Origin of the sequence: Achromobacter sp. 413638 (assembly GCF_043119405.1) — a bacterium.
Taxonomy (GTDB): Bacteria; Pseudomonadota; Gammaproteobacteria; order Burkholderiales; family Burkholderiaceae_B; genus Achromobacter.
Map to the genome: position 1 here is coordinate 1 of NZ_JBICCO010000083.1, position 12786 is coordinate 12786.

The following is a 12786-nucleotide window of genomic DNA, read 5'->3' on the forward strand; positions in this document are numbered from 1 at the left end:
CCCCCCCCCCCCCCCCCCCCCCCCCCCCCGGGCGGCTTACTTGGCCGGGTTGGGGCCGATGCGTTCGCCGTGCGTCACGCGCTCGGCCAGCTTGTGCACGTGGGTGACGGCGTAGTCGATGCCCATGCCGTAGGCGCCGGAGTGTTCCTTGGCGATGCCGGTCACGGCGTCATAGGTTTCCTTGCGCGCCCAGTCGCGCTGCCATTCCAGCATCACCTGCTGCCAGGTCACCGGCACCACGCCGGCCTGGATCATGCGGTCCATGGCGTACTTGTGGGCATCGGCCGAGGTGCCGCCCGAGGCGTCGGCCACCATGTAGATCTCGTAGTCGCCTTCCAGCATGGCGCACAACGCGAAGGTGGTGTTGCAGACCTCGGTCCACAGGCCGGCCACGACGATCTTCTTGCGGCCGTTGGCGGCCAGCGCGTCGCGCACGTTCTGGTCGTCCCACGAGTTCATCGAGGTGCGTTCCAGGATCTTGTGGTCGGGGAACACGGCCAGCAGTTCGGGGAAGGTGTTGCCCGAGAATCCGTCGGTTTCCACGGTGGTGATGGTGGTCGGGATGTTGAACGCGCGGGCGGCCTTGGCCAGGCCCACCACGTTGTTCTTCAGCGTCTGGCGATCGATCGACTGCACGCCGAAAGCCATCTGCGGCTGCTGGTCGATGAAGATGATCTGGCTGTTTTGCGGGGTCAGGACTTCGAGGTACTTGTTGGCGGACATGGCGGGTCTCTCTTTCAGGAAATCGTTCAGGGAATGCGGCGGCATGAATTCGGGGCAACGCGCGGGCCGTCCGGGCCCGCGCCGTCAGATCGTGTCGGAAGCGCCGCTTGAAGCTCTCGTGCACGTCGTCTGTCGGTAGAGGCATATTAGGGATCGGCCAGGCGCCTGAGAATCCGCGCCATGGAATTCCATCCTTTCCATTTTTTGCATGCTCCCTGTGACGGAGACGTTTTCCAGGCCCGCCAGGCCGATGTTTTCTTGTTCGTCACATAGGCAACCGCTATCATCGACGCGACTGTTATTGCGAGAATCAGATATGAACAAGCTGCCGGATCTGGAAGGGTGGGCGATCTTCGCCAAGGTCGCCGACACCGGCTCGTTCGCCAAGGCGGCGGCCGAGCTGGCCCTGTCCCAGGCCACGGTGTCCAAGGCCATCACGCGCCTGGAAACCAAGATGAAGACCATGCTGTTCCACCGCACCTCGCGCAGCATGTCGTTGACCGAGTCCGGCTACGCGGCGCTGGAACGCGCCGCGCGCATCCTGGAAGAGGGCGAGGCGGTCGAGGCCGAGGTGACCGAGAAATCGACCAGCCTGCACGGCAAGATCCGCCTGTCCGCGCCCATGTCCTTCGGCGTCACGCACCTGGCGCCGATGCTGCCGCCGTTCATGCAGGCGCATCCCGAGGTGGAACTGGAGATCGAGTTCAGCGACAAGCAGTCGGACCTGGTGTCCGAGCGCTTCGACCTGGCGCTGCGCATCTCGAACCTGGTCGACTCCACGCTGCTGGCCCGGCGCCTGTGCTCGGTGCGCATCCTGCTGGTGGGCTCGCCCGCCTACTTCAAGCGCGCCGGCCGACCCAGGCATCCGCGCGACCTGGCGCAGCACACGGCCCTGCAATACATGTACGCGCGCAACGGCGCGAACTGGCGCTTCCGCCACGAGACGCACGGCGAGTTCTCGCAGGCCCTGCCGACGCGCCTGAACGTGAACAACGCCGAAGCCCTGGCGCCGGCCTTGCGCGCCGGCAATGGACTGGCCCTGCAGCCGGAGTTCCTGGCCTGGGAAGACCTGCAATCGGGCGTGCTGGAAACGGCCATGGATGACTGGCGGGTCGATCCGATCGCGCTGCATATCGTCACGCCGCCAGGGAGACGGCGTCCGGCCCGGGTGCAGGCGCTGATCGAGTATCTGGCGGAGCGGTTGACGGCGCAGCCTTGGGCGAGTGACGTGCAGGGGTAGGGTGCGAATACCAAGGCGGGCGACCCCCGCACCTATGGGCTGAGCGCGAGCGTGAAGTTCTGAGTCCGACAGGCCGGGGGCGACACGTCAGGCGTCCGACCATGCGTTGTACGAGCCGAACGCCCAGACGTGGCCCTCGGGGTCCTTGCAGGAGTAGCCACGGCCGCCGTAGGGCTTGTCCTCGATGGCAATGACGACCTGTGCGCCGGCCGCCACCGCGCGCCGGTAGTGCGCGTCCGGGTCGGCAACGTAGACGATGATCTCGGCGCTGCCGACCCCGCCCAGTTCACGCGGGGACTTGCACAGGCCGGGAAACGGGTAGCGCTCCGCGGAGCTGAGCATGATGCCGCCGTTGCCCAGCGTCAGATGCGCGTGCGCGATCGTGCCGTCGTCTCCCGGCACAAGCGTGCGCGTCTCGAAGCCGAAGGCGCGGCAGAGCCATTCGATCGCGCCGGGCGCATCGTGGTAGAGCAGCCCGGGGGTGATGGTGGGGCGTGACATATCGCCTCGCTGTTTCGACGTGACGCCTGGACGCCGCCCGCCATGAAGGGGAACCAGCCAATTCCCGCACGATACTCCTCGCTTGAATCCGGGCGAAGGGCAAAAAAAAGCCCGGGAAGATCCCGGGCTTTTCCACTGGCGCTCGGCGGCGACGCTTACACGTCGATATTCCCCGCCGACAAGGCATGCGCCTCGATGAAGTTGCGACGCGGCTCCACGTCATCGCCCATCAGCGTGGTGAAGACCTCGTCGGCCGCGATGGCGTCCTCGATCTGCACGCGCAGCAGGCGGCGCACCTTGGGGTCCATGGTGGTTTCCCACAGCTGCTCGGGGTTCATTTCGCCCAGGCCCTTGTAGCGTTGCTTGGAGATGCTGCGGTCTGCTTCGCTGCGCAGCCACAGCATGGCTTCGCGGAAGTCGGACACGGTCTGCTCCTTGCGCTTGTCGCCTTCGCCGCGCGCGGCCAGCGAACGCGGCAGGACCTTGCCGGAGAAGCTCTTGGCGGCGCGCGACAGCACCCCGTAGTCGGAACCGTTGATGAAGTCCGCGTCGATGATGCTGACGCGCACGTTGCCGTGGTGCATGCGCTGGATCGACAGGCGATGGCGCTCGGTGGCCGGGTCGAACTCGGCCACGATCTCCACGCCATTGCCGCTGACCGGGTCGCGCAGCGCGCCGGCCAGGCGCTTGGCCGAGTCGGCGGCGGCTTCGGCCGTGTCCAGGTTGATCTCGACGCCTTCGGCCATGGCCGACAGCGCGGCCGGGTCGAACACGCGCGACAGGCGCGCGATCACGCCGTCGGCGGCCACGTACTGGCGAGCCAGGTCGTTGAGTTCTTCGCCGCGGATGATGTTGCCGCCGGAAATGATCTCGGCGTCCTTCAGGGCCAGCTGCAGCATGAACTGCGCTTCTTCCTGGTCATCCTTCAGGTAGCGCTCTTCGCGGCCGACCTTGACCTTGTACAGCGGCGGCTGGGCGATGTAGACGTAGCCGCGCTGCACCAGCTCGGGCATCTGGCGGTACAGCAGCGTCAGCAACAGGGTGCGGATGTGCGCGCCGTCGACGTCCGCGTCGGTCATGATGATGAGGCGGTGGTAGCGCAGCTTGTCGACGTTGAAGTCGGGTCCGATGCTGGTGCCCAGCGCGGTGATCAGCGTGGCGATCTGCTCGCTGGCGATCAGGCGGTCAAAGCGCGCCTTCTCGACGTTCAGCACCTTGCCGCGCAGCGGCAGGATGGCCTGGAACTTGCGGTCGCGGCCCTGCTTGGCCGAGCCGCCTGCGGAGTCGCCCTCGACGATGTACAGCTCGCACAGCGCCGGGTCTTTTTCCTGGCAGTCGGCCAGCTTGCCGGGCAGGCCGGCGCCTTCCAGCACGCTCTTGCGGCGCGTCATCTCGCGCGCCTTGCGCGCGGCTTCGCGGGCGCGGGCGGCCTCGACGATCTTGGCGCACAGCGCCTTGGCGTCGTTGGGGTGTTCCAGCAGCCAGGTTTCCAGCGTGCGGGCCACGGCTTCTTCGACGGCCGGGCGCACTTCGCTGGAGACCAGCTTGTCCTTGGTCTGGCTGCTGAACTTGGGTTCGGGCACCTTCACCGACAGCACGCAGGCCAGGCCTTCGCGCATGTCGTCGCCGGACGTCTCGACCTTGGCCTTCTTGGCCAGCTCGTTGTCGGTGATGTACTTGTTGATGATGCGGGTCATGGCCGCGCGCAGGCCGGTCAGGTGCGAGCCGCCGTCGCGCTGCGGGATGTTGTTGGTGAAGCACAGCACGCTTTCGCTGTAGCTGTCGTTCCACTGCATCGCCACTTCCACGCCCACCGTCACGCCGCCGGCCGAGGACTCGGTGGTGACCGAGAACACGTTCGGGTGCAGCACGGTCTTGCTGCGGTTGATGTATTCGACGAAGCCCTTCACGCCGCCGGAGAAGGCGAAGTTCTCTTCCTTGCCCTGGCGCTGGTCGATCAGGCGGATCTTGACGCCGTTGTTCAGGAACGAAAGCTCGCGCAGGCGCTTGGAGAGGATCTCGTAGTGGTACTCGATGTTGTTGAAGATGATCGGGTCGGCCAGGAAGCGCACTTCGGTGCCGCGCTTGTCGGTCGTGCCGGTCACGGCCAGGGGCGCGACGCGCTCGCCCTGGCGGAATTCCATCTGGTGCACTTCGCCGTTGCGGCGGATGGTCAGGCGCAGCCATTCGGACAGCGCGTTGACGCAGGACACGCCCACACCGTGCAGGCCGCCGGAGACCTTGTACGAGTTCTGGTCGAACTTGCCGCCGGCGTGCAGCTCGGTCATGACGATTTCGGCCGCGCTGCGGTGGAATTCGTCGTCCTTGTGGATGTCGGTGGGGATGCCGCGGCCGTTGTCCGTCACCGAGATCGAGTTGTCGGTGTGGATCGTGACGACGATGTCGTCGCAATAGCCCGCCAGGGCTTCGTCGATGGCGTTGTCCACGACCTCGAACACCATGTGGTGCAAGCCGGTGCCGTCGGAGGTGTCGCCGATGTACATGCCGGGGCGCTTGCGCACGGCCTCCAGCCCTTTGAGCATCTTGATCGAGTCAGCGCCGTAGCCGCTGTTCTCGGGAGTGGTGTTCTGCTGATCTGACATGTCTGTTTCGATAAAGCTTTAAAGAACGGCCTGGCGGCCGGACCGCCGGCGGGCGCGCTGGCCCGCGGGCGGCACAAACCCACGTAATGGCGGATTAGATCCGCATGGGCATGACGACGTACTTGAACTGGTCGTCTTCGGGCAGGGTGATGAGCGCGGACGCGTTGGCGTCGGGCATGACCGACCACTGGATGTTGTCGACCTTGACGTTCGACAGCACGTCGAGCAGGTAGCCGACGTTGAAGCCCACGTCCAGCGGCTCATGGCCGTAGTCGATGTCGATTTCTTCCTGGGCCTCTTCCTGCTCGGCGTTGGAGGACGAGATCTTCATCTGGTTCTGCGCCAGCTGCAGGCGCACGCCCTTGAACTTGTCCGTGGTCAGAATGGCGGCGCGTTGCAGGCTGCCTTGCAGCGCTTCGCGGCCGACCAGGAAATGACGCGAGTAGTTCGTGGGAATCACGCGCGTGAAATCGGGGAACTTGCCTTCGACCAGCTTGGACACCAGCTCGACGTCGCCGAAACGGAAACGGATCTGGCCCGGCGCCACGTCGATGGAGACGGGCTCGTCGGAGTCTTCCAGCAGGCGCTGCATTTCCAGCACGGTCTTGCGCGGCACGATGACTTCGTGGCGTTCCTTGATGCCGTCGGCCTCGGTGGAGCAGTGGGCAAGGCGGTGGCCGTCGGTGGCCACGGCGCGCACGCGGCCCGGTTCGAACACCAGCAGCATGCCGTTCAGGTAGTAGCGGATGTCCTGCTGCGCCATGGCGAAGTGCACCATGTTGAACAGGTGGCGCAGCGTGCGCTGCGGCAGCGTCAGCGACACGTCCCACTGCTCGGGCTGAGCCACGGTGGGGAACTCGCTGGCGGCCAGCGTCTGCAGCGCGAAGCGGCTCTTGGCCGACTGCACGGAAAGCTTGTTGCTGGCCAGCGCCAGCTTGACCTCGCCCGTGTCGGGCAGGGCCTTGAGGATGTCCAGCAACTTGCGCGCCGCCACCGTGGTGGACTCGTTGTCCTGGCCCACGCCGAAGTCGGCATGCGTGGTGATCTGCACTTCCAGGTCGGTGGCGATGAAGGCAACCTTGTTGCCTTCCTTGCGCATCAGGATGTTCGCCAGGATGGGCAGGGTATGGCGTCTTTCGACGATGCCCGCCACAGTCGACAGCGGTTTCAGCAATGCATCGCGTGTGGTTTGTACGAGTTGCATGTTCATCCTTTTAGAGTTTGTTCCAACACGTGCAGGGTATGGTTGAGTTCCGCTTGCTTGGCGCGGGCGTCGGAGATCTTGCGCACGGCGTGCAGTACCGTGGTGTGGTCGCGGCCACCGAACAGATCACCGATTTCCGGCAGGCTTTTCTGGGTCAGCTCCTTGGCCAGGTACATGGCGACCTGGCGCGGCAAGGCGATATTGGCGGGCCGGCGTTTCGAATACATGTCGGCCACCTTGATCTTGTAGAAGTCCGCCACGGTCTTCTGGATGTTCTCGACCGTGATTTGGCCGTTGGACACCGACAGCAGGTCCTTCAGCGCTTCCTTGCAGACATCCACCGTGAGCACGTCGCGGCCGTGGAAGCGGGCATACGCCAGCACCTTGCGCAGCGCGCCTTCCAGTTCGCGGACGTTGCTGCGCAGATGCTTGGCGATGAAGAACGCCACTTCCTCGGGCATGGGCACGCCCTCGGACTCGGCCTTGCGCAGCAGGATCGCCACCCGCATTTCCAGCTCGGGCGGCTCGATCGCCACCGTCAGGCCGGAATCGAAGCGCGAGATCAGGCGGCTGTCGATGCCCGACAGTTCCTTCGGATACGTGTCGCTGGTGATGATGATCTGCTTGCGCTGCGCCACCATCGCCTCGAAGGCGTAGAAGAACTCTTCCTGCGTGCGGTTCTTGCCGGAGAAGAACTGGATGTCGTCGATCAGCAGCAGGTCCAGCGAATGGTAGTAGCGCTTGAAATCGTCGAACGCCTTGCGCTGGTAGGCCTTGACCACGTCGGACACGTATTGGTCGGCATGCACGTAGCGCACGCGCACCCCGGTGCCGGCCGCGACCATGGCGTTGCCGATGGCGTGGATCAGGTGGGTCTTGCCCAGGCCCACGCCGCCGTACAGGAACAGCGGGTTATAGGACGTGCCGGGGTTCTCGGCCACCTGCAGCGCGGCGGCGCGGGCCAGTTGGTTGGCCTTGCCGGTCACGAAGTTTTCGAAGGTCAGATCGGTGTTCAGGCGCGAGCGCTCGTACACGATGTTGGCGGCGTCGGCGTTGACAGCGGCGGCCGCGTTGGAAGCGGCGGCGGTCTGCGCAACCATCGCAGGCGGCGGCGCCGCGGCGGGCGGCGGCGCGCCCCCCGTGGGCGCGGCGCCCTGCGTCGCGGCAGGGCGCACCGGAGCCACCGGCATGCGCGGCGTGGCGCCATGGCTGGGCAGCTCGAACTGCACCTGCACCGGCCGCTCGAACCACTCCGCGGCCAACGCTTCGATCTGGTGGGAGAAATTCTTCCGCACCCAATCCAGCTTGAAGCGGTTGGGCGCGGCAACGCGCAGCACCGCCTGCGTTTCGTCGTACGCAAGCGGGACCAGCGGTCGTATCCACGCGCTGATTTGTTGGGGGGGGAGTTCCTGCTCAAGACGACTGACGCAGGTCTGCCAGAATTCTTTCATGTCGCTCTTATTCAAACCTCGATTCTACCTTGCCTGGGCATGGGTTATCCACAGGGCGGGACGGGACTGGCACTTGGCCCGGCCCTTAACTGTTTGACAAGACAGGGAAAACTTGCTGAAATGGTGGGCTTTTCCGAATTCTGTCTGTCAGAAGGTTTCGCAGAAGGCCTCGAACACGAGCCTTGCTGAATATCGCCCGGGGTAAATCCCGGCCCGAAGCCCCGTCTCAAGATCGCGCCCTCGCCGGCATGCTTATCGGCCCGCCGGCCGCGCTTCTTGCAGATACCCGCTTTGTGGATAAGCGATCAGGAACCCTCCGGGCAGGTCCCTTCTGACTTTTGTTCTTTTTGTGGATCGTCCATGAAACGCACCTACCAACCTTCCGTCACCCGTCGCAAGCGCACCCATGGTTTCCGCGTGCGCATGAAGACCCGCGCCGGCCGCGCCATCCTGAGCGCCCGCCGCGCCAAGGGCCGCAAGCGCCTGGCCGTCTAAGTCCGGGTTCCGGTTTTCCGGAAACCCCGGCTTCTTGCCCGGACCGGCCACATTGCAGGAATTCTCGCAATCCCAGCCGGGTCCGACGCAAGCGTCCGACCTGCAGTCCATGCCGCGCGCCACGCTTCCCCCGGAGGCGCGGCTGCATCGCCCCTCCGAGTTCGCCGCCGCGCTGAAAGGCCGGCGTCTGGCCCGAGGGGCGTTCTTCGTTGTGAGCGCCGCTCCCAACGATCTCCCCCCCGGCCAGGAGGCCTGCGCCCGCCTGGGCCTGATCATCGCCAAGCGGTTCGCCGCCCGCGCCTCCACGCGCAACGCCATCAAGCGGGTCATCCGCGAAGCGTTCCGCCACCGGCGCCTGGCGCTGCCGGCCAAAGACTACGTCGTGCGCCTGCAATGCAAGATGCCTCCCGCCACGCTCACCGTGCTCAAACAGACGGTTCGCGCCGAAGTAGACGCTCACTTTGAGCGGATCGCGCGATGAGCGGGGCAGGGCCGGACACCCCAGAATCCGACCCGTCGCCACGTTCGGCGGCCCGCCCCCGGGGCGGCCGTGGCCTGGCGGCGGCGCTGCTCATCGCCCCGATCCGGTTCTATCGCTTTTTTTTGAGCCCCTGGATCGGCCGGCAATGCCGTTTCACCCCCACCTGCTCGGCGTATGCGATCGAAGCGATCGAACGCCATGGCGCCTGGCGCGGCTTCTGGCTGGCGGCCCGGCGCATCGGGCGCTGCCATCCGTGGTCGCCGGGCGGTCTGGACCCGGTTCCGCCTTCCCGACAAGCGCCGGGCGAGGGAACCAAGTGCGGCGAGGGCTGCTCCCACAGCCACCGCAGCAGGCATGATTGACGCTAAACTGGCGGGCTTTGCTGGCCCGTATTCACTTCAGTAGGCACCAATGGATATCCGACGAACCGTCCTCTGGATGATTTTTTCCTTCTCGCTGTTGCTTCTTTGGAACAACTGGCAGATCCATAACGGCAAGCCGTCGCTGTTCGGCGGGCCCGCGCCCGCGGCTGCCACCGCCGACGGCCAGCAACAGGCCGCCGCCGGCAACAACGCCACCCCCTCGGTGCCGAACGCGCCCGCCAATGCCACGCCGTCCGCCCCGACCTCGGCGGTGCCCGGTTCGGCCGCTGCCGCCCCGGCCCGTTCCGAGGAAGTCGTGGTCACCACCGACGTGCTGCGCCTGACCTTCGACACGATGGGCGCCCAGCTGGTGCGCGCCGAGCTGCTGAAGTACCCGGCGACCGGCCAGGCCGACAAGCCGACGGTGCTGCTGGACCGCAGCGCCGGCCTGAACTACGTGGCGCAGACCGGCGTGGTCGGCGCGCCCGACGGCCAGAGCTTCCCCACGCACCAGACGCCGTTCCGCGTGGTCTCGACCGAGCGCCAGCTCAGCGGCGACAGCCTGGTCGTGGCCTTCGAAGGCGAGTCCGGCGGCCTGAAAGTCACCAAGACCTTCACGCTGCACCGTGGCCGCTACGACATCGACGTGCGCCATGACCTGGCCAACGTCGGCGCCGCCGCCGTGAAGCCCTCGCTGTACCTGCAGCTCGAGCGCGACGGCAACGATCCGGCCGACACGTCCAGCTTCTATCACACGTTCACCGGCATCGCGGTCTACTCGGAACAGGACAAGTTCCAGAAGATGACCTTCAGCGATATCGAGAAGAAGAAGGCCAACTACATCAAACAGGCCGACAACGGCTGGATCGCCATCGTCCAGCACTACTTCGCCACCGCCTGGGTGCCGCCGCAAGGCAAGCCGCGCAACAACGAAGTGGTCGAGGTGCAGAAGAACCTGTACGCGGCCCGCAGCATCGAGGCCGTGGGCGAGATCGCACCGGGCACCGCGTCGCGCGTCGACTCGCACCTGTGGGTCGGCCCGCAGGACCAGAAGGCCATGGCCGCGCTGGCCCCCGGCCTGGAGCTGGTGGTCGACTACGGCTGGCTGACCATCATCGCCAAGCCGCTGTTCACGCTGATGACCTGGCTGCACTCGCTGCTGGGCAACTGGGGCTGGACCATCGTCGCGCTGACCGTGCTGATCAAGGCGCTGTTCTACCCGCTGGCCTCGGCGAGCTACCGCTCGATGGCCCGCATGAAGCAGGTCGCTCCGCGCCTGCAGGCGCTGAAGGAAAAGTACGGCGACGACAAGCAGAAGCTCAACGCGGCCATGATGGAGATGTACCGCACCGAGAAGATCAACCCGCTGGGCGGCTGCCTGCCGATGGTGGTGCAGATCCCGGTGTTCATCTCGCTGTACTGGGTGCTGCTGGCCAGCGTGGAAATGCGCGGCGCGCCGTGGATCCTGTGGGTGCACGACCTGTCGATCCGCGACCCGTTCTTCATTCTGCCCGCCATCATGATGGCCACCATGTTCCTGCAGATCAAGCTGAACCCCACGCCCCCGGACCCCGTCCAGGCCAAGGTCATGATGATCATGCCGCTGGTGTTCGGCGGGATGATGTTCTTCTTCCCGGCCGGCCTGGTGCTGTACTGGTGCGTGAACAACACGCTGTCGATCCTGCAGCAGTGGTCCATCACCCGGGCCATCCAGCGCAAGACCGAAGCCGCCGCAAGCCGCTGATCCGGACCACGGCAATGAAGAACCGGCCCCCAGGGGCCGGTTTTTTTTATGGCTGCGCCACCCCGGAACCACCGCTGCCGCCTCGACGCGCGACGGACCATGGATGATGCCGCGGGCAATACCGTCAGCCGTCTACGGCGCGTGCGCCAGCACCCACAGCGCGTACTGCCGGACATACGAGCGCCGATGCGCGCAGCCGGCGGCGGCGGCCAGGATGGCCTGGCGGTCCAGATGCAGGGCCAGGCGCAGCTGATCCTTGAACTGCTCCGAGAAATCGCCCTCGGTCAGGCGCCGGGCAATGCAGGCCACCAGCTGATCGCGATGGGTGCGTCCCAGCTGGCCGTGCTTGAAGCGACGCGCCAGCAGCGCCCGGATCCGGCCGTCGGACACACCGCGCGACTCGGCCAGGAAAAAGCGCACGCACAGGTCCACCACGTCGGGCGCCTGATGCCGCAACAGCTCATCGGCCATGGCCAGCCATTCGTACTTGGAGAGGTACGGATACATGCGCGAAAGAGGGAGAAGTAAGGCTGGGCATGATAGCCCGCTTGCCAATCACATTAGTCAATGCTAATGTGTTGCCATGATCGAAAACGACATCTTCAAGGCCCTGGCCGATCCGACCCGCCGCGCCATCTTCGAGAAGCTGGCGCCCGGCGGCATGAACGCCAGCGCCCTGCGGGTGGGCATGGACATCAGCCAGTCCGCCATGTCCCAGCACCTGGCGGTGCTGCGCAAGGCCGGGCTGGTGCGCGAAGAGCGGCAAGGCCGCTTTGTGAACTACGAAGTCGATCCCGACGGCCTGGCGCTGATCGCCGGCTGGCTGTCGAAGTACCGCGCCTACTGGCCGGCGCGCGTGGACGCCCTGAAGGCCTTGCTCAAGGACATGGATCAATGAACGACACCCCCGCCCAGGACACGCAGGACGAGCAGGCCGACGCGCTGGTGCTCGAATACACGCTGGATGCGCCGCCGTCACAGGTCTGGCGCGCCGTCAGCATCCCCGCGCTGCGCGAGCAGTGGCTGCCCGATGCGGTCGTTTCCGACCCCGATCCCGTCTCGGTCACGCACGAGGAAGAAATCCGCTACCGCATGCGCGACGACGCGCCGCCGTTCCTGGAAAGCCTGGTCACCTTCCAGATCGAGCCGGACGGCGAGGGCGGCACGCGCCTCAGGATCATCCATGAGCTGGCCGACGCGCGCCTGGAACGCCGCCAGCGGCCGGCCGCCAACGACGGCACGACCTGGCTGATGATGGCCGCCTAGCGGCCGCCCGAACGGTCTCCGGGCCGGCCGCCGAGCCGCCCCGGCCTCCCTTTCCCAAGCAACACAAGGAGTTCGCTCATGAGCGGAGCGATGCAGCTCGTCCCCATGGTGGTGGAACAGTCCGGCCGCGGAGAACGGTCGTTCGATATCTATTCGCGCCTGCTGCGCGAACGCATCGTGTTCCTGAACGGCGAGGTCAACGACACGGTTTCGGCGCTGGTGTGCGCGCAGCTGCTGTTCCTGGAGGCCGAGCATCCCGGCAAGCCCATTCACCTGTACATCAATTCGCCCGGCGGCGTGATCACCAGCGGCCTGGCCATGTACGACACCATGCAGTTCATCAAGTCGCCCGTGCACACGCTGTGCATGGGCACGGCGCGCTCCATGGGCTCGCTGCTGCTGATGGCCGGCGAGCCGGGCGAACGGGCCGCGCTGCCCAACGCCAGCATGCACGTGCACCAGCCGCTGGGCGGCTTCCAGGGCCAGGCCTCGGACATCATGATCCACGCCGAGGAAATGCAGCGCACCAAGGACCGCGTCATCCGGCTGTACGCCGAGCATTGCGGCCGCAGCTATGAGGACGTCGAGCGCAGCCTGGACCGCGACCGCTACCTGACGGCCGACGAAGCCATCGAGTGGGGCCTGATCGACCGCGTGTACCGCGACCGCGCGAGCGAGGACGCGCGGGGCTGAACAACGCCCCTGGCCGGACGCGG

At 66.1% G+C, this 12786-nt stretch carries 14 protein-coding genes; 8 read left to right on the forward strand and 6 right to left on the reverse strand.

The window, feature by feature from the left end; translation table 11 throughout:
• Window positions 1–36 precede the first annotated feature (36 nt).
• Window positions 37–723, reverse strand: a complete 687-nt coding sequence (locus ACEU5R_RS25675) for a hydrolase (protein ID WP_392412563.1) — start codon at window positions 721–723, stop codon at window positions 37–39.
• 316 nt (window positions 724–1039) lie between these two features.
• On the opposite strand from ACEU5R_RS25675, the gene ACEU5R_RS25680 reads away from it, so the two are divergent.
• On the forward strand, window positions 1040–1963 hold the full coding sequence (locus ACEU5R_RS25680; RefSeq protein WP_392412565.1) for a LysR family transcriptional regulator: 924 nt from the start codon (window positions 1040–1042) through the stop codon (window positions 1961–1963).
• A gap of 87 nt (window positions 1964–2050) precedes the next feature.
• Here ACEU5R_RS25680 and ACEU5R_RS25685 read toward each other — a convergent pair whose 3' ends face one another.
• The 4 genes from ACEU5R_RS25685 to dnaA all read right to left on the reverse strand — a co-directional run bounded on the left by ACEU5R_RS25685 (window position 2051) and on the right by dnaA (window position 7722).
• Window positions 2051–2464, reverse strand: a complete 414-nt coding sequence (locus ACEU5R_RS25685) for a VOC family protein (RefSeq protein ID WP_392412567.1) — start codon at window positions 2462–2464, stop codon at window positions 2051–2053.
• Window positions 2465–2619: 155 nt separating this feature from the next.
• Window positions 2620–5067 carry a DNA topoisomerase (ATP-hydrolyzing) subunit B gene (gene gyrB / locus ACEU5R_RS25690; RefSeq protein WP_392412568.1) on the reverse strand — a complete coding sequence of 816 codons (2448 nt, stop codon included), beginning with the start codon at window positions 5065–5067 and terminating at the stop codon, window positions 2620–2622.
• A 94-nt stretch (window positions 5068–5161) separates the two neighbouring features.
• On the reverse strand, window positions 5162–6271 hold the full coding sequence (gene dnaN, locus ACEU5R_RS25695) for a DNA polymerase III subunit beta (RefSeq protein WP_199770955.1): 1110 nt from the start codon (window positions 6269–6271) through the stop codon (window positions 5162–5164).
• 2 nt (window positions 6272–6273) lie between these two features.
• Complete coding sequence (gene dnaA / locus ACEU5R_RS25700) at window positions 6274–7722, reverse strand: chromosomal replication initiator protein DnaA (RefSeq protein ID WP_103271815.1); 1449 nt, start codon at window positions 7720–7722, stop codon at window positions 6274–6276.
• Window positions 7723–8082: 360 nt separating this feature from the next.
• On the opposite strand from dnaA, the gene rpmH reads away from it, so the two are divergent.
• From rpmH to yidC, 4 genes are all read left to right on the forward strand, one after another.
• Entirely contained in the window at window positions 8083–8217 is a 135-nt protein-coding gene (rpmH, locus tag ACEU5R_RS25705; RefSeq protein ID WP_006228069.1) for a 50S ribosomal protein L34, read from the forward strand.
• A gap of 109 nt (window positions 8218–8326) precedes the next feature.
• Window positions 8327–8698: a ribonuclease P protein component gene (locus ACEU5R_RS25710; protein ID WP_103276256.1), complete on the forward strand. Its 372-nt coding sequence runs from the start codon at window positions 8327–8329 to the stop codon at window positions 8696–8698.
• Between the two features lie 74 nt (window positions 8699–8772).
• Window positions 8773–9060 (forward strand): membrane protein insertion efficiency factor YidD, encoded by a 288-nt coding sequence (gene yidD, locus ACEU5R_RS25715; RefSeq protein WP_212314606.1) that lies wholly within the window; start codon window positions 8773–8775, stop codon window positions 9058–9060.
• Between the two features lie 49 nt (window positions 9061–9109).
• Window positions 9110–10804: a membrane protein insertase YidC gene (gene yidC / locus ACEU5R_RS25720; protein WP_392412570.1), complete on the forward strand. Its 1695-nt coding sequence runs from the start codon at window positions 9110–9112 to the stop codon at window positions 10802–10804.
• Window positions 10805–10936: 132 nt separating this feature from the next.
• On the opposite strand, the gene ACEU5R_RS25725 is transcribed toward yidC, so the two are convergent.
• Entirely contained in the window at window positions 10937–11311 is a 375-nt protein-coding gene (locus ACEU5R_RS25725; RefSeq protein WP_392412572.1) for a hypothetical protein, read from the reverse strand.
• Window positions 11312–11387: 76 nt separating this feature from the next.
• On the opposite strand from ACEU5R_RS25725, the gene ACEU5R_RS25730 reads away from it, so the two are divergent.
• From ACEU5R_RS25730 to ACEU5R_RS25740, 3 genes are all read left to right on the forward strand, one after another.
• Window positions 11388–11702: a helix-turn-helix transcriptional regulator gene (locus tag ACEU5R_RS25730; protein ID WP_103271812.1), complete on the forward strand. Its 315-nt coding sequence runs from the start codon at window positions 11388–11390 to the stop codon at window positions 11700–11702.
• Window positions 11699–12070: an SRPBCC domain-containing protein gene (locus ACEU5R_RS25735; protein ID WP_103271811.1), complete on the forward strand. Its 372-nt coding sequence runs from the start codon at window positions 11699–11701 to the stop codon at window positions 12068–12070. Before ACEU5R_RS25730 ends, ACEU5R_RS25735 begins: the two co-directional genes overlap by 4 nt.
• 78 nt (window positions 12071–12148) lie before the next feature.
• On the forward strand, window positions 12149–12763 hold the full coding sequence (locus ACEU5R_RS25740; RefSeq protein WP_103271810.1) for an ATP-dependent Clp protease proteolytic subunit: 615 nt from the start codon (window positions 12149–12151) through the stop codon (window positions 12761–12763).
• Window positions 12764–12786: the final 23 nt, after the last annotated feature.